Source organism: Microbacterium sp., from assembly GCF_051860965.1.
Taxonomy (GTDB): Bacteria; Actinomycetota; Actinomycetes; order Actinomycetales; family Microbacteriaceae; genus Microbacterium.
In genome coordinates this window covers 422,388-443,125 of the sequence record NZ_JBIMKU010000002.1, presented here as the reverse complement: position 1 = coordinate 443,125, position 20,738 = coordinate 422,388, and the positions used below count along the sequence as shown (strand labels likewise).

19 protein-coding genes are annotated in these 20,738 nt (G+C 69.3%); 9 read left to right on the top strand and 10 right to left on the bottom strand.

Features of this window, described 5'->3' with window-relative positions:
* Positions 1–71: 71 nt before the first annotated feature.
* The gene (locus ACTIFV_RS05510) at positions 72–2,606 is read right to left on the bottom strand and encodes a LuxR C-terminal-related transcriptional regulator (protein ID WP_439591766.1); all 2,535 of its coding nucleotides are present in this window, start codon (positions 2,604–2,606) and stop codon (positions 72–74) included.
* On the bottom strand, positions 2,603–4,087 hold the full coding sequence (locus ACTIFV_RS05505) for an Hsp70 family protein (protein WP_439591765.1): 1,485 nt from the start codon (positions 4,085–4,087) through the stop codon (positions 2,603–2,605). Before ACTIFV_RS05505 ends, ACTIFV_RS05510 begins: the two co-directional genes overlap by 4 nt.
* A gap of 264 nt (positions 4,088–4,351) precedes the next feature.
* Between ACTIFV_RS05505 and groES the strand changes: the two genes are divergently transcribed.
* Together groES and rarD are read left to right on the top strand one after the other, a co-directional pair.
* Positions 4,352–4,648: a co-chaperone GroES gene (groES, locus tag ACTIFV_RS05500; RefSeq protein WP_017203655.1), complete on the top strand. Its 297-nt coding sequence runs from the start codon at positions 4,352–4,354 to the stop codon at positions 4,646–4,648.
* 215 nt (positions 4,649–4,863) lie between these two features.
* Complete coding sequence (rarD, locus tag ACTIFV_RS05495; protein WP_439591849.1) at positions 4,864–5,775, top strand: EamA family transporter RarD; 912 nt, start codon at positions 4,864–4,866, stop codon at positions 5,773–5,775.
* A gap of 3 nt (positions 5,776–5,778) precedes the next feature.
* On the opposite strand, the gene ACTIFV_RS05490 is transcribed toward rarD, so the two are convergent.
* The 3 genes from ACTIFV_RS05490 to ACTIFV_RS05480 are packed head-to-tail and all read right to left on the bottom strand — an operon-like array spanning position 5,779 to position 8,645.
* Positions 5,779–6,108: a metal-sensitive transcriptional regulator gene (locus tag ACTIFV_RS05490; RefSeq protein WP_439591764.1), complete on the bottom strand. Its 330-nt coding sequence runs from the start codon at positions 6,106–6,108 to the stop codon at positions 5,779–5,781.
* Positions 6,109–6,120: 12 nt separating this feature from the next.
* Entirely contained in the window at positions 6,121–8,433 is a 2,313-nt protein-coding gene (locus ACTIFV_RS05485) for a heavy metal translocating P-type ATPase (protein ID WP_439591763.1), read from the bottom strand.
* Positions 8,433–8,645 carry a heavy-metal-associated domain-containing protein gene (locus tag ACTIFV_RS05480; RefSeq protein WP_439591762.1) on the bottom strand — a complete coding sequence of 71 codons (213 nt, stop codon included), beginning with the start codon at positions 8,643–8,645 and terminating at the stop codon, positions 8,433–8,435. Before ACTIFV_RS05480 ends, ACTIFV_RS05485 begins: the two co-directional genes overlap by 1 nt.
* 224 nt (positions 8,646–8,869) lie before the next feature.
* Here ACTIFV_RS05480 and ACTIFV_RS05475 point away from each other — a divergent pair, with 224 nt between their 5' ends.
* A complete protein-coding gene (locus tag ACTIFV_RS05475; RefSeq protein WP_439591761.1) occupies positions 8,870–10,153 on the top strand; it encodes an ABC transporter substrate-binding protein in 1,284 nt (427 codons plus the stop codon).
* Positions 10,154–10,290: 137 nt separating this feature from the next.
* Complete coding sequence (locus ACTIFV_RS05470) at positions 10,291–10,428, top strand: hypothetical protein (RefSeq protein ID WP_439591760.1); 138 nt, start codon at positions 10,291–10,293, stop codon at positions 10,426–10,428.
* Positions 10,429–10,490: 62 nt separating this feature from the next.
* Here the strand turns inward: ACTIFV_RS05470 and ACTIFV_RS05465 are convergent, their stop codons facing one another.
* From ACTIFV_RS05465 to ACTIFV_RS05450, 4 genes are all read right to left on the bottom strand, one after another.
* Positions 10,491–11,276, bottom strand: a complete 786-nt coding sequence (locus ACTIFV_RS05465; RefSeq protein WP_439591759.1) for an ABC transporter ATP-binding protein — start codon at positions 11,274–11,276, stop codon at positions 10,491–10,493.
* The gene (locus ACTIFV_RS05460; RefSeq protein ID WP_439591848.1) at positions 11,273–12,220 is read right to left on the bottom strand and encodes an ABC transporter ATP-binding protein; all 948 of its coding nucleotides are present in this window, start codon (positions 12,218–12,220) and stop codon (positions 11,273–11,275) included. Before ACTIFV_RS05460 ends, ACTIFV_RS05465 begins: the two co-directional genes overlap by 4 nt.
* Before the next feature lie 76 nt (positions 12,221–12,296).
* Positions 12,297–13,295 carry a branched-chain amino acid ABC transporter permease gene (locus tag ACTIFV_RS05455; RefSeq protein ID WP_439591758.1) on the bottom strand — a complete coding sequence of 333 codons (999 nt, stop codon included), beginning with the start codon at positions 13,293–13,295 and terminating at the stop codon, positions 12,297–12,299.
* Positions 13,296–13,298: 3 nt separating this feature from the next.
* Complete coding sequence (locus ACTIFV_RS05450) at positions 13,299–14,621, bottom strand: branched-chain amino acid ABC transporter permease (protein ID WP_439591847.1); 1,323 nt, start codon at positions 14,619–14,621, stop codon at positions 13,299–13,301.
* A gap of 333 nt (positions 14,622–14,954) precedes the next feature.
* Here ACTIFV_RS05450 and guaB point away from each other — a divergent pair, with 333 nt between their 5' ends.
* Together guaB and ACTIFV_RS05440 are read left to right on the top strand one after the other, a co-directional pair.
* Positions 14,955–16,457 (top strand): IMP dehydrogenase, encoded by a 1,503-nt coding sequence (gene guaB, locus ACTIFV_RS05445; RefSeq protein ID WP_439591757.1) that lies wholly within the window; start codon positions 14,955–14,957, stop codon positions 16,455–16,457.
* Between the two features lie 31 nt (positions 16,458–16,488).
* A complete protein-coding gene (locus tag ACTIFV_RS05440; protein WP_439591756.1) occupies positions 16,489–17,127 on the top strand; it encodes a TMEM175 family protein in 639 nt (212 codons plus the stop codon).
* Between the two features lie 6 nt (positions 17,128–17,133).
* On the opposite strand, the gene ACTIFV_RS05435 is transcribed toward ACTIFV_RS05440, so the two are convergent.
* On the bottom strand, positions 17,134–18,564 hold the full coding sequence (locus tag ACTIFV_RS05435; protein WP_439591755.1) for an MFS transporter: 1,431 nt from the start codon (positions 18,562–18,564) through the stop codon (positions 17,134–17,136).
* 81 nt (positions 18,565–18,645) lie between these two features.
* Here ACTIFV_RS05435 and ACTIFV_RS05430 point away from each other — a divergent pair, with 81 nt between their 5' ends.
* The 3 genes from ACTIFV_RS05430 (at position 18,646) to ACTIFV_RS05420 (ending at position 20,712) form a co-directional block, all read left to right on the top strand.
* Complete coding sequence (locus tag ACTIFV_RS05430) at positions 18,646–19,248, top strand: TetR/AcrR family transcriptional regulator (protein WP_439591754.1); 603 nt, start codon at positions 18,646–18,648, stop codon at positions 19,246–19,248.
* Between the two features lie 31 nt (positions 19,249–19,279).
* Positions 19,280–19,558, top strand: coding sequence for a DUF2277 domain-containing protein (locus ACTIFV_RS05425; RefSeq protein ID WP_439591753.1), 279 nt, complete (start codon positions 19,280–19,282; stop codon positions 19,556–19,558).
* Positions 19,559–19,857: 299 nt separating this feature from the next.
* The gene (locus tag ACTIFV_RS05420) at positions 19,858–20,712 is read left to right on the top strand and encodes an endonuclease domain-containing protein (RefSeq protein WP_439591752.1); all 855 of its coding nucleotides are present in this window, start codon (positions 19,858–19,860) and stop codon (positions 20,710–20,712) included.
* Positions 20,713–20,738 lie beyond the last annotated feature (26 nt).

The following is a 20,738-nucleotide window of genomic DNA, read 5'->3' as shown; positions in this document are numbered from 1 at the left end:
GTGGTGCTCGCGCGCGTCGGGGTAATGCCCGCAGTCCGCGCGCGAGGCATAGGGGGAAACACCCCAGGGGTTCATGCCGTCGCCCGCTCGTCGCCGGCGGAGTCGGGCTCGTCCTCGAGCACGACCCGGAGCTTGGCGATGAGGTCCGACCGGGTCGTCGCCTCCAGGCGACGACGGATCCGGGCGATGTGGTGCTCGGCGGTGCGCGGCGAGATGAAGATCGTCGAGCCGATCTCGGCGTAGGTCTTGCCCTCGACGACGAGGGCCGCGACCTCGCGCTCGCGAGGACTGAGGTCGGCGTGCGAGCGAGGTCGGGATGCCGGTACCCCCAGGTCGGTGTCGATGCTCGCCGGCCGCACCTCCTCGCGCGGGTGCAGGCGCCGCGCGCACGCGAGCAGCTGCGAGACGACCTTGCGGTCCTTCGCCCGGCTCGCCCCGTGGCCGGCGAGGCGCGCGCCGTCCCACGCGAGGCCGACCGAGGCGAGCCCCGTTGCGGCCTTCTCGACGAGGTCGGCGTCGACGGTGCCCGAGAGCACCTTCGTCCAGACGCGTCCAGCCTGCGCCATCACGGCGGCGAGCCGGCTGTGCGGCGCCGCCTCGACGAGCGCGCGAGCGTGCGGCGCGAGATCGTCGGGCCTGCCGAGCAGAATCCCCTGCTGGATGCCCGCCCAGTGCAGGTGGGGCGACCAGAGCGGGGGAGCGCCGAGCGCCTCCATCTTCGCGAGGGCGTCGGCGAAATGGGGCGCCAGTCGCTCGGACTCGCCGATCCTCGCCGCGGTCGCGATGAACTCGCACAGCGGCAGGAAGCTGAACAGGTCGAAGCGCGCGCGCAGCAGGCTCTCGCGTGTCGCGCGCCACGCCGTCTCGAGTGCAGGGGTGTCGTGGTAGCGCCGGGCGATCGCGAGCGAGAGGGCGTCGAAGAGGAGCTTGTCGCGCGGATTCAGGCTGCGCGCGCGGGCGACGATCGACTGCACGGCCGTCTCGACCTCGGGCGCGCGTTCCTGCTGGAGCGCGACCCACGCGCTCCACAGCACGAGGCGATCGTGTGCCCAGGCCCCGCCGTGACCGCCCCGCAGTGCCGCGTCGAGGACCGACTGCGCGACGTCGAGCTCGCCGACGTGGATCGCGGCGAGCGCGGCGGCGACGGCGGGGAGCTCCGGGACGGGGCCGGACTCGTCCGCAGCCGTGTACATCTCGCTCGCGTGCACGAGCTCCGACAGCGCCACCTGGGGGGTGCCTGCGAGACTCTCACGCACTCCCTGCGCGAGCAGTTCGAGTGACACCCCGAGCGTCGAGGGCATCGCGTCGGAGCGTGCGCCGCTCGTGAGGGCGAGTGCGCGTTCGCGATCGGCGGCGGCGAGGGCGGCGATCGCCGCGCGCGCGGCAGCCTCCGGCGTCGCCGGCGGATGCGTGCGGTAGACCTGATCGGCGAGCTGCGCGAGCCCTCGTGCGGACCAGATCGCCGCGGCGGTGTCGGCTGCGACCGCGGCATCCGGATCCGAGACGTCGATCGACACGGCGTCGAGCTGCGCGCTCGCCGCCTCGACGTCGCCGAGCGTCCAGTCGACGCGAGCGCGGCGGATGGCGATCATCGTCGTGTCGGCACCAGCCTCGGCGGCGGCCTCGAGCAGCTGGGCGGCGCGCCGCGGCTCGTGGGCCGCGACGGCGTCGGCGTGGTGGATCAGGGCATCCACGGCGCGGGGGTCGCGTATGCCTCTCAATAGGGCGGCGATCGACTCGTCGGCGTCCTCCTGCACGAAGGCCTCGACGAGGCGTTCGACGGGCATGGCCGAGCGCACCGCTGCGCGCACGATCGGCGCGATCTGCCCGTTGCGCTGCAGCAGCCCGTCCGAGTACGCCTCTTCGAGCGCATCGTGATCGGCGACGGCTGACGCGCCCGCATGCGGCGGGAGGCTGAGCGATTCCAGGAGGGCGCGCACGCGCGGAGCACTCGCGTGCAGGCGGTGCGCGATGACGTCCTGCAGGGCGTCCTGCAGGAACGCGTGGTCGGGCGGCTGCGAGCATTCGGTCGCGGCGTGGATCTCGAGCGACTCGGCGACGAGCCACGCGCTGCCGCCCGTGCGGATGAGGATGTCGTCGGCGCACCCGGCGGGCAGTCCCGCATCGCCCGACAGATCGGATCGGCTGAGGTGGCCGAGCACGATCGCGGGCTGCGTCCGCTCGAGTCGACCGGTGATCGCCGAGAGCGGGTCCGAGAGCGGCCACGGCCGGGCGGCGACGATGAGCGACGCACGTTCGTCGTCGGCGCGCTGCGCGACGGCCGCGAGCCGATCGTCGTCGAGCAGATGAGCGTCGTCGACGAGCAGGACGTGCGCGGGGTCGAGCGCGCGGATGTCGGCTGCGGAGGCGCTCGTCACCACCGTCACGCCGCGCTCGGCGAGCGCGCGACGGAGGTAGCGGAGAATGCGGGACTTGCCGGCACCGGCGGGACCGACCACGATTGTGCGCAGCGGCGCCTCATCGGCGATCATCGCGTCGATGTGCACGCGCGAGAAGCGCGTCGACGGCGCCGGCATCGAAGCCAGACGCGCAGCCGCGGTGACGGGGATGGGATGGGACGTCGTCGTCCCTCGGGCGCTGCTCACGGCTGGGCCTCCGTCGGGTTCGGACCTTCGTCGAGCGGGTCCTGAAGGTTCTGGATGCGGTCGGACGCGGGCGCCGGTGTCAGCAGCGGTGTCTCGACCGGGAGCGGCTCCGTCTGTGCGACAGGTGCGGACGGCGCCTCTGCTCCGGAGGACGAAGCGACGTCCGCTTCGCGCAGTCGGAGTTCGACGTTGTCCGCTGTCGGCTGCGATGACGTGCTCGCCGGGGTGGGCGACGGCTCGCTGCCTTCCGGCGGCGAGCTCAGTGTCGGCAGCCCGAGCGACAGGCCGATGCCCGCGACGAGGACGAGCGCACCGCCCGCGACGGCGAGGGCCGGTCCGACTGCGAACCGTCGTCGCCGTGGGGCGCGTGCGACGGGGAATGACGCCGCAGCGGCCGCGGGCGCGGCATCCGTCTCCGGTTCCACGGTCTCCTCCACGAGATGGCGCTGGGCCGTGAGGCGTGCCGCGCCGCGTGCGACGGTCGCCTTCGGGTCGGTGTCCACGAGCGTCGGGCGTTCGAAGGCCTCCGAGAGCATTTGAGCGATGCGCGGGATGCGGGAGGAGCCGCCTGTCAGGAGGATCGCCTCGATGCCGGTCGCGGTGAGATCGGGGTCGGTGAGCGCATCCGCGAAGACCGCGATCGTCCGAGCGATGTGCTCCCCGACGAGCGATTCGAACTCGGAGCGCACGATGCGCACCGTGTGCCGGCGGGAGCCGAGGAGCACGGGCACGACGGCTTCGGAGTCGAAGGAGAGCGCCTCCTTCGCGTCGACGCAGTCCCGTCGGAGCGTCGACAGCGCGAGCCGCTCGCTCTCGCTGCCGCTTCGTCCCTCGCCCGCCGCGTCGGCGGAAGCCAGCACGTGGCGGAAGACGAGATCGTCGATGTCCGCGCCGCCGAAGTCGTCGAGTCCGCGAGGCGTGCCGAGCACGTCCAGATCGCCGTCGTCGCGTCTGCGCATGATGGCGGCGTCGAAGGTCCCCCCACCCAGGTCGTACACGCCGATGGCGCTGCCGGGGGCGAGCGGATGCTCGCTCACGTAATGCCGGACAGCGGCTTCCGGTTCGCTCAGCACGTCGACGTCGCTCCAGCCCTCGCGAGCGAGGGCTGCTCGGACGAGCGACGTGCGGTGAGCGCCCCACGTCACCGGGACCGTGACGCACACGGCGGCGGGCGAGGCGCCCTCGCGCTCGACGACCGTGTCGATGACCCACGCGACGGTCGCGGCGAACAGCTTCTCGGGAGAGAACCGCTGATCGGCGACGAGGATCGGCACGCCGTCGCCGATCCGGCGCTTGACGTCGCGGATGAGCCGGTCCGGCTGCCAGATGCCACGGCGCTCCGCGGCGTCGCCGAAGAGCAGCTCCCCATCGGCGACGAACGCGGCGCTCGGGGCGGTGTCGGTGTGCCGCCCGAGTCGGAAGGGCTCGGTCTCGACACGGTCGCCGGCGATCCTCGCGATCGCCGCGGCGGTGCGGCTCATCCCGACATCGACGGCAAGAGTGAAACGCGCTGACATTGTGCATCTCCAAGCGACACGGTGGCGCACTGGGGCGAGAGCGTCGGGTTCCGCGTCATGCACTTTCGATTCGCGACGCCGTCGTGATCGGATTGCCCGGGCCGCGAATTGGCACTCGCATTGCGTGAGTGCCAGCGCATCCCTAGACTTGTTTCAGCACTCTCACCGTCAGAGTGCTAACGAGTCTTCCGCTCAGGAATGTCCGTCTCAAGAAAGAAGAGGTAGACCGTGTCGGTTTCCATCAAGCCGCTCGAGGACCGCATCGTCATCAAGCAGGTCGAGGCTGAGCAGACCACCGCGAGTGGTCTCGTCATCCCCGACACCGCCAAGGAGAAGCCCCAGGAGGGCGAGGTCGTGGCTGTCGGCCCCGGTCGCATCGACGACAACGGCAACCGCGTTCCGCTCGACGTCGCCGTCGGCGACCGCGTGCTCTACAGCAAGTACGGCGGCACCGAGGTCAAGTTCGGTGCGGACGAGTTCCTCGTCCTGTCGGCCCGCGACGTCCTGGCGGTCGTCGTCCGCTGACCTCACGTCATCGCGATCCGAAGGGGTCCGGGTGCTTCGGCATCCGGGCCCCTTCGGCATGTGCGTGGCAGGGATCGCGGGATGATCGGCAGGCGATGGATGCCGCAGCCGCCATCGCTCGTCGCCCGCGGTCGTAGGCTGAAGCGGTGACGTCCGGCCCCGAGCATCCCGCCCACGGCGAGGTGCTCGGCGAAGCCGCCCTGTCGACGGCGGGCATCGCCATCGTGCAGGAGCGCCGTGAGCGTGTGCTCGGCGGGATCTACGCGTTCTCGTCGTACCTCCTGTGGGGCTTCCTGTCGCTCTACTTCCTGCTGCTGGATCCCACCGGGCCGTGGGAGCTCGTGGCGTGGCGCATCCTGCTGGCCCTCGCATTCTGCGTGTTGCTGATCGCCGTGACCCGGAAGTGGAAGCGCCTCTTCGCGATCATGAAGCAGCCGCGTCTTCTCGCGCTCACGGCCGTCGCGGGCATCCTCATCTACATCAACTGGCAGGTCTTCATCTACGGCACCCTCACGGGCCACGTGATCGAGACGAGCCTCGGCTACTTCATCAACCCGCTCGCGACGATCGTCCTCGGGGTCTTCGTGCTGCACGAGCGCCTGCGCCTCTCGCAGTGGATCGCCGTCGGGGTCGCCGCGATCGCGGTGGGCGTCATCGTCGTGGGCTACGGCTCGTTCCCGTGGATCGCCCTGACGCTCGCCGCCTCCTTCAGCCTCTACGGCCTCGTCAAGAAGCGCGTCGGCCCCGCGGTGGACGCCGTCAGCGGCCTCACGCTCGAGTCGCTCTGGCTCGTGCCGGTGGCCGTCGTCCTGCTCGTCATCGTCTCTGCCACGACGGGCATCACGATGGGCACGCAGGACGGCTGGCACACCTTCTTCCTCTGCGGCGTCGGCGTGGCGACGGCGGTTCCGCTGCTCTTCTTCGCCGCGGGCGCCCGCCGCGTTCCGCTCACCGTGATCGGACTGCTGCAGTTCCTCACGCCGATCATGCAGTTCGCGACGGGGTACTTCCTCCTCGGGGAGCCGATGCCCCTCGAGCGGTGGATCGGCTTCAGCCTGGTCTGGGTCGCACTCATCGTGCTCGCGAGCGACTCGATCATCCACGCGCGACGCGCGCGTCGCGCCTGAGCGTCAGCGCACGAGCCGCGCGATCGCCTGCGTCGCCTCGGTGATCTTGGCGTCGGCCTCCGGGCCGCCGAGGCGGGCGGCATCGACGACGCAGTGACGCAGATGGTCGTCGAGCAGTCCGACCGCGACGGCCTCGAGGGCCGAGGTCAGCGCGCTGATCTGGGTCAGGATGTCGATGCAGTACTTCTCGTCGTCGACCATCTTGTGGATGCCGCGGGCCTGGCCCTCGATCCGCCTGAGGCGATTGAGGTACTTCTCCTTGTCGGTGATGTACCCGTGGTGGGCGTGTTCTGCCGTCACGTCGGTGGCCGGTGCGTCAGGTGCGGAGTCCATCGTGTTCCTCGTTCACTGTGAGATCGAGCGGAAGCGCCGCAGCAGCAGGCTGTTGCCCACGACGAAGACGCTCGAGAGGGCCATCGCCGCGCCCGCGATCATGGGGTTGAGCAGACCGAGCGCCGCGAGCGGGATCGCCGCGACGTTGTAGGCGAAGGCCCAGAACAGATTCACCTTGATCGTGTTGAGAGTCGCGCGAGACAGTCGGATCGCGTCGACCGCGCTGCGCAGATCGCCGCGGACGAGCGTGATGTCGGAGGCCTCGATCGCGGCATCCGTCCCCGTGCCCATCGCGAGCCCGAGATCCGCCTGCGCCAGCGCCGCGGCGTCGTTGACGCCATCGCCCACCATCGCCACGACGCGGCCTTCCGCCTGCAGCGCCTTCACGACGGCGACCTTGTCGGCGGGGAGCACCTCGGCGTGGATGCGGTCGATGCCCACCTGGGCTGCGACCGCGCGCGCAGCGGCCTCGTTGTCGCCCGTCAGCAGGACGGGGGTGAGGCCGAGGCCGCGGAGGAGCGAGACGGCCTCGGCGCTCGTGGGCTTCACCTGGTCCGACACCACCAGCAGGCCACGGGCCGCGGCATCCCACGCCACCCACACCACCGTGCGACCATCGGCCTCCGCCGCGCGCGCGCTCCGTTCGAGGGCATCGGGGATCGGAACCGCCCATTCGCGCAGCAGCGCGGCTCGCCCGACGATGACGGCACGTCCGTCGACCATGCCCGACACGCCGAGCCCGGGCACGTTCTGGAAGCCGTCCACCTCGTCGAGAGGGCCGGTCTGGGCCGCGGCCTGGGCGATCGCTCGCGCGATCGGGTGCTCGGACGCGTGCTCGAGGGCGCCCGCGATACGCAGGAGCTCGGCTACGGCATCCGCGTCCCGGACATCGGCGACGGATGCCGCGCGTTCGGTCGTGCGGGCCGGGAGAGGCTCTCCGGCCGGCACGTCGGCTGCGACGACGACATCGACGAGCGCCATGCGCCCGGTCGTGACGGTGCCGGTCTTGTCGAGCACGATCGTGTCGACGCGACGGGTCGACTCGAGGACTTCCGGTCCTCTGATCAGGATGCCCAGCTGCGCGCCGCGCCCCGTCCCGACGAGCAGGGCCGTCGGCGTGGCGAGCCCGAGCGCACAGGGGCAGGCGATGATCAGCACGGCGACGGCGGCGGTGAACGCCGCGGCCGCATCGAAGCCCAGCAGGAGCCAGACGCCGAGCGTCACGACGGCGATGCCCAGGACGATCGGCACGAAGACGCCCGAGATGCGGTCCGCGAGACGCTGCACCTCGGCCTTGCCCGACTGGGCTTCGTCGACGAGCCGGGCCATCTGGGCCAGCTGCGTGTCGGTGCCGACGCGTGTCGCGCGCACGACGAGGCGCCCGCCCGCGTTGACGGTCGCGCCCACGACGGGGTCGCCGGGCACCACCTCGACGGGCACGGGCTCACCCGTCACGAGCGACGTGTCGATCGCGGAGGTGCCGCCCACCACGACGCCGTCGGTCGCGATCTTCTCGCCCGGGCGCACGACGAACTCGTCACCCACGCGCAGCTCGGCCACCGGAACGCGCACCTCGGCACCGTCGCGGAGCACCGCGACATCCTTCGCCCCGAGTTCGAGCAGGGCGTGCAGGGCGGCTCCCGCGCGGCGCTTCGAGCGCACTTCGAAGTAGCGTCCGGCGAGCACGAACATCGTGACACCGGCGGCGACCTCGAGATAGATCTGTCCGGCGCCGTCGCCGGGCTGCACGGTCCACTCGAACCCGTGGGTCATGCCGGGCATACCGGCGTGACCGAAGAAGAGGGCGTAGAGCGACCACAGGAACGCGGCCGACACCCCGAGAGAGATGAGCGTGTCCATGGTCGCGGCGCCGTGGCGCAGATTGATCCATGCGGCGCGGTGGAACGGCCAGGCTCCCCAGACGACGACGGGAGCCGCGAGAGCGAGCGATGCCCACTGCCAGTAGGTGAACTGCAGCGCCGGGATCATCGAGAGCAGGATGACGGGCACCGACAGCACGACCGCGCCGATGAGTCTCTGGCGCAGACCGCTGAGCTCGACGTCGGTCAGGTCGTGATCATGCGCGTCGTGTGCCGGGGGAGCCGGCACGGCCGCGGTGTAGCCGGTCTTCTCGACTTCGGCGATCAAGGTCGCGGGATCGACGTCGTGCGACGCGTGGACGACCGCCTTCTCCGTCGCGTAGTTGACGGATGCCTCGACCCCGTCGATCCGGTTGAGGCGCTTCTCGATGCGCGCGGCGCACGACGCACACGTCATGCCGCCGATCTCGAGCTCGATGCGGGACGACGCTGCCGGAGAGGACATCAGGCGCGGGTCGCCGCGTAGCCCGCCTCGTCGACGGCGGCGACCACGGTGTCGTCGTCCAGCGGGGCTGCGGATTCGATGACGAGCGTGCCGCTCGCGGCGCTCACGTCGATGCTCCGGATGCCGCCGAGCTTGGCGATCTCGCCGCGCACGCTCGCCTCGCAGTGTCCGCAGCTCATTCCGGTGACGCGGTACTCGGTCGTGACAGCCATGGAGGGTCCTTTCGGTGAACGGATACCCCACTGGGGTACGTCCAGCCTAACCCGATACCACGGAGGGGTATTCCCGATCACTCAGATCGCCGTTGGTAACGATTGCGTCGCGTTACACATCGTTAACGAACGGCAACATTGGCGAGACGCCACCGCCGTTAGGTTAGACGAACTGGGCAGGCGCCCGAGCCTGCCCGCATGTTCATCACACAGCAAGGAGCAACATGAGCGTCTTCACCCGCTCGCGCAAGGCCACCGTCCTCGGTGCCATCGCGCTCGCCGGCGCCAGCGCCCTCGTTCTCGCCGGGTGCTCCGGTGGAACAGGCGGCGAGGCCACGACCCCTCCGACGGAGTCGCGCGACCTCAGCCTCAAGATCGGCACGATCCTGCCGCAGACCGGCAGCCTGTCGTTCCTCGGCCCGCCCGAGGAGGCCGGTGTCGGACTCGCGGCCGCGGACGTGAACGCGTACGCCGAGACCTCGGGCCTCACGATCGACGACATCGTCTGGGGCGACTCGGGTGACACCGACAACAAGGCGTACGCCACGACGATCCAGACCCTGATCTCCGAGGGTGTGACCGCCGCGATCGGCGCCGCATCGTCCGGTGTGACGAAGCTCTTCCTCGATGACGCCGTCGCGGCCGGCATCATCACCTTCTCGCCGGCCAACACGTCGCTCGACTTCACGTCGTGGGACGACAACGGCCTGTACTGGCGCACGGCTCCCTCCGACACGCTCCAGGGCGAGGTGCTGGGCAACCTGGTCGCCGAAGACGGCAAGGAGAACGTCGCCGTCCTCTACCTCAACGACTCGTACGGCACGGGCCTCAACGACGTCTTCCAGGAGACGTTCACGGGTGCGGGCGGCACGATCGTCGCCGAGCAGTCCTACAACACCGGTGACACGTCGTTCGACGCGCAGATCAGCGCGCTCATCGCGTCGAACCCCGACGCCATCGTGCTGATCACGTTCGACGAGATCTACACGATCGGTCCGGCTCTGATCGCCGCGGGCTACCCCGCCGACCAGCTGTACCTCGTCGACGGCAACCTGAAGAACTTCGGTTCGGACGACAAGTGGCCGGCAGACGTGAGCATGGAAGGCGCGAAGGGCACCACGCCCGCGGGCCCGCTCGAGGCCGACGCCGGGTTCCAGGACCGCCTCAACGAGTGGTGGGTCGCCGACGGCAACACCGAGCTGACCGACTTCTCGTACGCCAACGAGTCGTACGACGCGGTCATCCTCCTCGCCCTCGCTTCGCTCGCGGCCAACTCGACGGACGCGGCCGACGTCGCGGCCAAGCTCCAGGAGGTCTCGGGCGGCAGCGGCGACGGTGAGAAGTGCGACACCTACGAGGCGTGCGCCGACATCATCCTCGCGGGCAACGTCGCGGACTACGACGGTCACTCGGGCCCGATCACGTTCGACGAGAACGGCGACCCGACCGAGGCCACGATCGGCATCTTCCAGTACGGTGCCGACAACCTCAACACCCGTATCGGCTGATCCCAGCTGACGCAGTCGAAGGGCCCCGGAGCGATCCGGGGCCCTTCCTCTTTCGCACGCTGGCACCCTCGCGGCCGTGTCGCGACGCGAGTAGCCTCGGCTCTGATCACACCCCTCGACCGACGGAGGTCCCCGCAGTGGGCACGGACAAGAAGATCACCGCAGCGACCCCGAAGCCCGCGCCCGCGCCCGCTCCGGAACAGCCCAACCCGTTCAAGATGACGGGGACGCCGACCACGGGTCAGTCCACGGATGCGAGCGCGCCGAAGGACTGACCGCTGAGACGACGACGACGCGGATGCCGAGGCATCCGCGTCTTCGTCGTCTCAGGTCGTGCTCAGACCCCGTCGGCGCCCAGGGTTCCGAGGTAGAGGCCGATGACCTTCGGGTCGTTCAGCAGATCGCGTCCCGTGCCCTCGTAGGCGTCACGGCCCTGGTCGAGGACGTAGCCGCGGTCGCAGATCTGCAGGCAGCGGCGTGCGTTCTGCTCGACCATGATCGTCGTCACGCCCGCCTTGTTGATGTCGGAGACGCGGATGAACGCATCGTCCTGCCGCACGGGGGAGAGGCCGGCAGAGGGCTCGTCGAGGAGCAGCACGGCCGGATCCATCATGAGTGCACGCGACATCGCGACCATCTGGCGCTCGCCGCCCGAGAGCGATCCCGCACGCTGCTTGAGCCGCTTGCCCAGCTCGGCGAAGATCCCGGTGACGAACTCGAGGCGCTCGTTGTAGGTCTTGGGCGCCTGGTAGAGGCCCATCTGCAGATTCTCTTCGATCGTCAGCGACGGGAAGACGTTGTTCGTCTGCGGAACGAAGCCCACGCCGCGCTGAACGAGCTTGTCGGATTTGAGCCCGACGACGCTCTCGCCGTTGACGGCGATCGCTCCCTCGCGCACCTTGACCATGCCGAAGATCGACTTGAGCAGCGTCGACTTGCCGGCGCCGTTCGGGCCGATGATGCCGATGAGCTCGCCCTTGTGCGCGATCAGGTTTGCCCCGTTGATGATGTTGATGCCGGGGAGGTAGCCGGCGTAGAGGTCCTTGACCTCGACGACGACGCGGTCGGTCTTGCCCTCGGCGAGCGCGGAGGCGCCGGTCGATCCTGTCGACGTGCTGCTCACTTGTTCTCCTCCTCGGCGTCGGCGATGGATGCCTCTTCCGCCTCTTTGATCTCCTCGAGGAGCTCTGTCGCCTCCGGGTCGAGTTCGCCCTCGACGCGGCCCGTGACGACGCCGAGGTCGACATCCTGGTGGCTGCCGAGATACGCGTCGATGACGGCCTTGTCGTTCATGACGGTCTCGGGCGGACCTTCGGCCACGACGCGACCCTCGGCCATCACGATCACCCAGTCGGCGATGTGGCGCACCATGTGCATGTCGTGCTCGACGAACAGCACCGACATCCCGAGATCCTTGAGATCGAGGATGTGGTCGAGCAGCGACTCGGTGAGCGCCGGGTTGACACCGGCCATCGGCTCGTCGAGCATCACCAGGGTCGGGTCGCTCATGAGGGCACGGGCCATCTCGAGGAGCTTGCGCTGGCCGCCCGAGAGCGACGCCGCGTAGTCCTCGGCCTTCGCGTCGAGCTTGAAGCGCGCGAGCAGCTCCATCGCCTTGTCCTCGATCTCGTCGTCCTGCTTGCGCCAGATCGCGGGGATGATGCTGGCCCACAGGCTCTCGCCCTTCTGGGCGGTCGCGCCGAGCTTCATGTTCTCGAGCACCGTCAGGAGCGAGAGCGCCTTCGTCAGCTGGAACGTGCGCACCTGACCCATGCGGGCCACCTTGAACGACGGGATGCCCGACAGGTTCTTCCCGTCGAAGCTCCACGTGCCCGAGTTGGGCTTGTCGAAGCCGCAGATGAGGTTGAACAGCGTCGTCTTGCCGGCGCCGTTCGGACCGATGAGCGCCGTGATGACGCCTCTCGGAACCTCGATGTGGTCGACGTCGACGGCGGTGAGGCCGCCGAAGCGCCGCGTCACGTGATCGATCACGAGGATCGGATCGACCTTCGGCACGCCGGGCACGTTGTCGCCCTTGGCGAGGCCCGTCGTCTTGGGGCGACGGATGCTGCCGGTCGCCGTCGAGACGGCTCCCGTGGCGGGTGCGACCGGCTCTGCGGGCACGGCCGGCTCATTGGGCGGGTTACTTGACAAAGGTCAGCTCCCTCTTGTTTCCGAAGATGCCCTGTGGGCGGAAGATCACGATGAGCATCAGCGCGACACCCACCAGGATGAAGCGGAGCGTGGCCGCCTGCTGGCTCGACATCGGGAGGATGCCGGAGTTCGCGAGGGCGGGCAGCACGTTGCCGAGGAAGCCCATGATGACCCAGAAGATCAGCGATCCCACGACCGGTCCGAAGACCGTCGCGGCGCCGCCGAGCAGCAGGATCGTCCAGATGAAGAACGTCAGGCTCGTCGTGTACGTGGCCGGCACCACCGCGGACGGCAGCGCGAACACCACACCGCCGAGGGCACCGAACACGCCGCCGATGATGAGCGCCTGCATCTTGTACGCGAAGACGTTCTTGCCGAGCGAGCGCACCGCGTCCTCATCCTCGCGGATGCCCTTGAGCACGCGGCCCCACGGGCTGCGCATGAGCGCCCAGACGAGATAGACCGCGATCGCCAGCAGGATGAGGCCGAAGACGCGCACCCAGAGCTGGTCGGCGGTCCACGTCCACGGACCGAATCCGTAGGTCATGACGGATCCGTCGGCGGCCTCCTTGGGGAAGGGGTTCGCCGCGCGGAAGCCCGCGTGATAGCCGCCCAGACCGTCGGCGGAGTTCGTCCACTCGTCGAAGAGCTGTGTCGTCAGCGCGAGTCGTACGATCTCGGCCGCGGCGATCGTCACGATGGCGAGGTAGTCGGCTCGCAATCGCAGCGTCGGGATGCCGAGGATGAAGGCGAACACCACGGCCGCCAGGCATCCCACGATGATGCCGACCCACCAGGGCCATCCGAAGCTCAGGATCGAGATGGCGTAGCCGTAGGCGCCGAGCGCCATGAAGCCCGCCATACCGAAGTTGAGGAGCCCTGCGTAGCCGAAGTGCACGGCCAGGCCGGTCGCGGCGAGCGCGTAGGCGATCGTCTCCGGGCTGAAGACCCAGTACGCCGTGTTGTTGAGAATCTGTCCCCAATCCATGGCCTAGCCCAGCCTCTCTTTTCGACCCAGCAGGCCTTGTGGTCTCACGAGGAGGATGATGATGAGGACGGCCAGCGCACCCACGTACTTCATGTCGGGCGGGATGCCCAGCAGGGTCGACATCTCGACGAGGATGCCGACGATGATCGATCCGATGAGGGCGCCGAACGCGGTGCCGAGCCCGCCGAGGGTGACGGCGGCGAACACCAGCAGCAGCACCTGCACGCCCATGTCCCACTTGACGCCGGGGCGGAAGTAGGCCCAGAGCACGCCGGCGACGGCGGCGAGCGCCGCGGCGAGGATCCACACGATCCGGATGACGCGGTCGACGTTGATTCCGGATGCCGCGGCGAGTCCGGGGTTGTCGCTGATGGCGCGGGTCGCCTTGCCGATGCGGGTGCGCAGCAGCCAGAACGCGACGGCGAGCAGCAGCACGATCGAGGTGCCCATCGAGAGCAGGTCGATCCACGACACCGCGATGGGTCCGAGCCGGATGTCGCGGCCGGCACCGGCCCCGGGCAGCTGGTAGGTCGAGCCGCCGATGAAGAACTGGTACACGTAGCGCAGGGCGAGCGACAGGCCGATGCTCACGATCATGAGCTGGACGAGACCGATCCCGCGTCGCCGGAGCGGCTTCCACAGCCCGGCGTCGAGCGACCAGCCGAGCGCGGCGCCGAAGAGGATGACGATCGGGATCACGAGCCACATCGGCAGCGCGAAGTTGACGCCGAAGATGAGGGCGATGATCGCGCCGAACGTGAGCATCTCGGCGTGCGCGAAGTTCGTCAGCCCCGTCGTTCCGAAGATGAGCGAGACGCCGACGGCGGCGAGCGCGAGCAGCAGGCCGAAGTTGAGGCCGTTGACGAAGCGCTCCATGAACTGGTCGAGGAAGGACGTCGTGACGCGCTCGCCCTCTCCGAGGAAGAGGTTGACGATCTTGGTCCCGGTCGCACCGAAGCCGACGTCGAAGGCGCCGGACGTGCCCTGCACGGCGGTCACGCCCGCGGGGAGCTGCTCGGGATCGACGATGACGCCGTCCGGCAGCGTCGACTCGTCGACCGTGATCCGGTACTCCTCCTTCTCGGGGACGTAGAGGCGCCACTTGCCCTCGGCGTCGGTGACCGTCTCGGCCTCGAAGCCGTTGCCCGACACCTTCATGCCGACATCCGGCACCGCCTCGCCGTCGAACGTGATCAGGCCGCCGAAGTAGAACTCGGTCGCCTCCTGATCGCCGCCGGGTGTGTCGGGTGCCGTCACCGCGGCGTGCGCACCCGTCGGGGCGGCGAGCAGCACCAGCGCACTCGCCAGCAGAGCGCCGGCGAGCATCACCAGCCACCGCAGCGATCGCCTCGCTGTCAAAGTCGTAGGACTCACGAAACCTCCCAGTCCAGCACAACGCAGACACCGAAGCTTCGGGTCGCATCGGCCGTGATGAACGACGGTACGACCCTAATGTGTCGTCCGTGTTTCACCTACAACTCCAGGGGCAGGTGTGACCGAATCGCTACTGATGCGCTCTGCACTGCCACCGGGCCGCACGGGAACAATTCGGGGCCGTCGCCGCTTAGAATCGAGTACGGCGGGTCATCCGCGCACCGGCCGTCGACGTCCACTTCGAGCAACGCGCCGATGCCCTCGCCGGGCCGCGCAGGAGAACCCATGGAGCACAACGACCCCTTCGGCTTCGTCGGACTGACGTACGACGACGTCCTTCTGCTGCCGGGTCACACCGATGTCATCCCGAGCGAGGCCGACACGTCCTCCCGCGTGACGCGTCGCATCACGGTCGCGACCCCGCTCGTCTCGAGCGCGATGGACACCGTGACGGAGGCGAGGATGGCCATCGCGATCGCGCGCGAGGGCGGCCTCGGGATCGTGCACCGCAACCTCTCGATCGAAGATCAGGCCTCGATGGTCGACCGCGTCAAGCGCAGCGAGTCGGGCATGATCACCGATCCGATCACCACGACCGCCGATGCCACCATCGACGAGGTCGACAAGCTCTGCGCCGAGTACCGCATCTCGGGTCTGCCCGTCATCGACGACGACGGACGCCTCATCGGCATCATCACCAACCGCGACATGCGATTCGTCTCGGGCTTCGAGCGTCAGACGACCCACGTGCGCGACGTCATGACCCGCGAGGGCCTGGTCACAGGCCGGGTCGGCATCGGCGCGAACGAGGTCATCGCGCTGTTCGCCCAGCACCGCGTCGAGAAGCTCCCCCTCATCGACGACGACGGCAAGCTCGCCGGACTCATCACGATCAAGGACTTCGACAAGAGCGAGAAGTACCCGCTCGCGACGAAGGACGACCAGGGCCGACTGCGTGTCGGCGCGGCCATCGGCTTCTTCGGCGACGCCTGGCAGCGCGCCGAGGCGCTCCGCGACGCGGGTGTCGACGTGCTCGTCGTCGACACCGCGAACGGCCAGTCCGCCGGCGTCATCGACATCGTCCGCCGCATCAAGGCCGACGCGAGCTTCGACCACATCGACGTGATCGGCGGCAACGTCGCAACGCGCGAGGGCGCGCAGGCCCTGATCGACGCGGGGGTGGATGCCGTGAAGGTCGGCGTCGGCCCCGGCTCGATCTGCACGACGCGTGTCGTCGCCGGTGTCGGAGTGCCCCAGGTCACCGCCGTGTACGAGGCATCCCTCGCCGCGCGCGAGGCGGGCGTGCCCGTCATCGCCGACGGCGGTCTGCAGTACTCCGGCGACATCGCCAAGGCCCTCGTCGCGGGCGCCGACACCGTCATGCTCGGCTCGCTCCTCGCCGGCACGGACGAGTCTCCGGGCGAGATCGTCTTCCAGGGCGGCAAGCAGTTCAAGCAGTACCGCGGCATGGGGTCGCTCGGCGCCCTGCAGACGCGCGGCAAGAAGACCTCCTACTCGAAGGACCGCTACTTCCAGGCGGATGTGCCCAACGACGACAAGCTGATCCCCGAGGGCATCGAGGGTCAGGTCGCCTACCGCGGCCCCGTCGCCGCGGTGGCCTATCAGCTCGTCGGCGGCCTGCGTCAGTCGATGTTCTACGTCGGCGCGCGCACGATCGACGAGCTCAAGGCCAAGGGCAAGTTCGTGCGCATCACCGCCGCGGGGCTCAAGGAGTCGCACCCGCACGACGTCCAGATCGTCGTCGAGGCGCCCAACTACAAGAAGTAGCGCGCGGCGCAGGCCTCGCTAGCCTGTGCGTATGCCACACACTACCGCTCGGCCGGCGACCTACTACTCCGTGCCCCGACTCGAGGCGTACACGGACGCCGTCTTCGCGATCGCGGCGACGCTGCTCGTGCTCGATCTGTCGGCGACGGCGTTCGGGGCGATCAAGACCGATGCGCAGCTGTGGGCCGCTCTCGGCGAGCAATGGGAGACCTTCATGGCCTTCGGCATCAGCTTCGCGCTGCTGAGCGGTCTCTGGGTCATCCACATGCGGCAGTTCCGCGACATCGCCCGCGCCGATCTCACCCTGCTCTGGCTGAACAACGCGCGGCTGCTCTTCATCGTGCTCATCCCGTTCACGACGACACTGGTCGGCGACTACTCGGAGTTCTACGCGGGGCGGATGCTGCTGCCGATCAACTTCTTCTTCGCCGCGCTGTTCGGAGTGCTGACGTACTTCTGGGCCGCGGCCCGCGGCGGCCACCTGCTCAAGGCGGAGGTGAAGGACGACGTCGCGGAACAGCGGCTCGGGGGTCTCGTCGCCCTCTTCTGCGGCGCGTTGACGGTCGCGCTGTCGCCGTGGCTCGGATCGTGGGCGTTCCTCGCCTACGTATTGAACGGGCCGATGCAGGCGGTGCTCGAACGACGCCGAAAGGCGAGGGCGAACGCCTGACCGCTCTCAGACGCGTTCGAGCTGCCTGTCCGCGGCGGCCGCGGCATCCATCGTCGTCTGCGACCGGCCCGACGGAAGCCACAGCGCCGCGATCATGGCGGCGAACAGCACGGCTGCGCCGACCAGGACCGCCGGACGCGCCGCGTCGACGTACTGATCGGGAAGCAGTGCGCCGCCCGCGCCCACGAAGACCGCGGTCATGACGGCGGTGCCCAGAGCGATGCCGATCTCACGCACGGTGGAGTTGACGCCGGATGCCTTGGCGTGGTCGATCGGCCCCAGGGTCGCGAGCAGCGCCGTCGCCGAGGGGGCGAAGACGAGGCCCATGCCGACGCCCGCCATGATGAACGGGGCGACCAGCAGCGCGTAGTCGAGAGTCTGCGAGAGCATGAGCCCCAGCCACAGCAGGGCGCTGCCCTGCAGGGCGAGGCCGGTCACCATGAGGACGCGGGTGCCGACCCGGGGCGCGATGAGCCCGGCGAGCGGCGCGACGAACATCGGCGCGAGCGTCCAGGGCGTCGTCTGCACCGCCGCTTGGAGCGGCGTGGAGCCCTGCACGACCTGCATGTACTGGATGAGGATGAACACCGCGCCGAACGTGCCGAAGCTGAACGCGAAGCCGACGATGTTCGTGACCGAGAACGAGCGATCGCGGAAGAGCCGCAGAGGCACCAGGGGAGCCTTCGCGCGCGACTGCCACCACACGAACCCCACGAGCAGGAGCACTCCGGCGACGATCTCGGCGATGACTCCGAGCGAGTCCCAGCCGTCGTCGTTGCCGCGCACGATCGCGTGGACCAGGGCGAGCACGCCGACGCCCGCGAGCGCCGCGCCGACGACGTCGATACGCGCCTTGAGGCCGAAGTCGTTGTCGAGTGCGAAGAGGGCGAGGGGGATCGCGACGATCGCCACCGGCACGTTGATCCAGAAGATCGCCTGCCAGCTCCAGCCCTCCATGACGGCGCCGCCGACCAGGGGACCGACCGCGACGCCGAGGCCCGAGATGCCGCCCCAGATGCCGATCGCGAGCGGTCGTCGCTCGGGGGTGACGCCGCCCGAGATCAGAGCGAGCGAGAGCGGAAGGACGCCCGCCGCCCCGAAGCCCTGAAGTGCGCGGGCGGCGATGAGGGACGCGGGGTCGGTCGCGAGCGCCGCGAGCACCGACCCGATGCCGAAGATCGCGATTCCGGCGATGAACACCGAGCGCCGGCCGAAGCGGTCGCCGAGCGCAGCCGCGACCAGGATGAAGCCGGCGAAGGCGAGCGTGTAGGCGTTGACGAACCACTGCAGCTCTTCGACGGTGGCCCCGAGCTCGGTGTGGAGCACCGGGAGCGCGTTGGTCATGACGAGGTTGTCGAGCGTCGCCATGAACATGGGGACGGATGCCGCGGCCACGACGAGCCCGAAGGGCCGTCGTCGGGTGGTGGATGAGCTCATGGCGATTCCTCACGCGTGTTTGTAATCGGATGATTACTTCGATGAGGGCCACTGTAGTAATCGACTGATAACATGTCAACCGTGACGTCCAGACCAAGCCGCATGAGCTCCGAGGAGCGTCGCGAGCAGATCATCGAAGCCGCCATCGCCGTCTTCGGCGCCAAGGGCTACGTGGGCACGACGACCGACGACGTCGCGAAAGCGGCATCCGTCTCGCAGCCCTACGTGGTGCGGCTCTTCGGCACGAAGGAGAACCTCTTCCTCGCCGCGCTCGACAGCGCACTCGAAGAGCTGCTGGCCGCGTTCGCGACGGTGCCCTCCGTGCCGGACCTGCACGCGCGGGGCGAGCTCATGGGGCAGGCGTACCTCCGTCTGCTGGAGGTCCGCGGGCTGCATCAGCTGCTCTCCCACGCCTTCCTCCTCGGCGCGCACCCCGTCATCGGGCCCGCCGCGCGCGACGGCTTCGCGCGCGTCTGGCGCTACCTGCGCGACGAAGCGGGGTTCACGTCCGAAGAGGCGCAGAAGTTCCTCGCGATGGGCATGCTCATCAACACGATGCTGGGGCTGCGCCTCACGGAGGAGTACGGACGGGATGCCGGCATGACCGAGCTGTTCGACGAGTGCTTCCCCGTCAGCATCGGCCTCGTCCTCGAAGAGGCTCCGCGCGCGCACGAACCCTGGTGAGCCGCGGATGCCTCGGCGTATCGTCGATCGCATGTGCCGCAGCATCCACACCCTCCACAACTTCGAGCCGTCGGCGACCTCGGATGAGATCCACGCCGCCGCGCTCCAGTACGTGCGCAAGATCAGCGGGTCGACGAAGCCGTCCAAGGCCAATCAGGAGGCCTTCGACCGCGCCGTCCACGAGATCGCGCACATCACGCAGCACCTCCTCGACGATCTCGTCGCCGTCGCGCCGCCGAAGAATCGCGAGGAGGAGGCCGCCAAGGCTCGCGCGCGCGCCATCGCGTCGGGGCGCTACTCCGCCGCCTGAGCGCGCGGCCCCGTCCGCCGAACGGCGTCATCCCCGTTTCCTGCGAGCATCCGGCCCTTCCGTCGCGGGAGCGTCTCGACTTCCGCGCGTCCGTTCCATCCCTCGCGGAAGGAGATGAGACCGAGGCAAGGAGTGATCGCCCTTCGGCGTCCTTGTCTCGCGGGATTGTCCTTCTGCGGCAGCGCGACCCCGGTGGATGGAGGACGTCGATTCCTCATCAGAGGGCATGCACGACGCGTCGTCCACCTATGCATCTGTCGTGGCGGGGATCGCGACGCAGGATCGTCCACGGTTGACGTGTGGATCTCACTGACTGGCTCGACGGCAGAAGCGGCATCGTGCTGCGTGCCAAAGCACGCGACGCGGGATTCCCGGAAGCGGTCCTGCGCGCGCACACTCGTACGGGACGTGTCGAGCTGATCCGCCGACGGTGGCTGGCGACGCCCAGCGCGAGCGCCGACCTCGTCGCCGCTGCACGTGCCGGCGGTCGTGTCGCCTGCGTCTCGGCGGCGCGGCGACGCGGATGGTGGATCCCGGACAGAGTGGATGCCTCGATGCACCTCCACTTCCCGCCCAACGGGGTCTCGGGGATCCTGCCCGACCGGGCCGTCCGTCACTGGAATGTCCCGCTCGTCCCGGTGGCCGCGCATCGACTGGTGGAGTCGGTGGAAGACACCTTGGCGCACGTGGCGGAGTGCCTCCCTCACGAGGCTGCGCTCATCCTGTGGGAGTCGGCGATGAGGAAAGAGGGGCTGCACTCGGACGCGATCCGTCGCGTGCCCTGGCGGTCGGCGACCGCACAGCGCTGCGCGGAGCAGGCGCAGGGACTGTCCGATTCAGGACTCGAGACGATCTTCGTCGATCGCATGCGTCCGTGGGGGCTGCCCTTGCGTCAGCAGGTGGTTCTGGCGGGTCGACCGGTCGACGCCCTGATCGCCGAACTCCTCGTGGTGCAGCTCGACGGGTTCGCGCACCACTCCTCGTCGGCCGATCGCACTCGAGACCTCGCGCACGACGCCGAGCTCCGTCTGCGCGGCTACACCGTCCTCCGCTTCAGCTACTCCCAGGTGCTTCATGACTGGCGTTTCGTCGAGCGGACGCTCCTCCGAGCCATCGCGGCCGGGGCGCACCTCGGCGAGGTGCGTTCCGTCTGATGGTCGCAGCGCGGAGCGACGCGACG

Coding starts and splice junctions, on each gene's coding strand:
- ACTIFV_RS05455 (WP_439591758.1), bottom strand. CDS start 13,295: ATGGATTGGGGACAGATTCTCAACAACACGGCGTACTGGGTCTTCAGC.
- ACTIFV_RS05440 (WP_439591756.1), top strand. CDS start 16,489: ATGCCACACACTACCGCTCGGCCGGCGACCTACTACTCCGTGCCCCGA.
- ACTIFV_RS05450 (WP_439591847.1), bottom strand. CDS start 14,621: ATGCTCGCCGGCGCTCTGCTGGCGAGTGCGCTGGTGCTGCTCGCCGCC.
- ACTIFV_RS05425 (WP_439591753.1), top strand. CDS start 19,280: ATGTGCCGCAGCATCCACACCCTCCACAACTTCGAGCCGTCGGCGACC.
- ACTIFV_RS05485 (WP_439591763.1), bottom strand. CDS start 8,433: ATGTCCTCTCCGGCAGCGTCGTCCCGCATCGAGCTCGAGATCGGCGGC.
- ACTIFV_RS05490 (WP_439591764.1), bottom strand. CDS start 6,108: ATGGACTCCGCACCTGACGCACCGGCCACCGACGTGACGGCAGAACAC.
- ACTIFV_RS05475 (WP_439591761.1), top strand. CDS start 8,870: ATGAGCGTCTTCACCCGCTCGCGCAAGGCCACCGTCCTCGGTGCCATC.
- guaB (WP_439591757.1), top strand. CDS start 14,955: ATGGAGCACAACGACCCCTTCGGCTTCGTCGGACTGACGTACGACGAC.
- ACTIFV_RS05505 (WP_439591765.1), bottom strand. CDS start 4,087: ATGAGCCGCACCGCCGCGGCGATCGCGAGGATCGCCGGCGACCGTGTC.
- ACTIFV_RS05480 (WP_439591762.1), bottom strand. CDS start 8,645: ATGGCTGTCACGACCGAGTACCGCGTCACCGGAATGAGCTGCGGACAC.
- ACTIFV_RS05435 (WP_439591755.1), bottom strand. CDS start 18,564: ATGAGCTCATCCACCACCCGACGACGGCCCTTCGGGCTCGTCGTGGCC.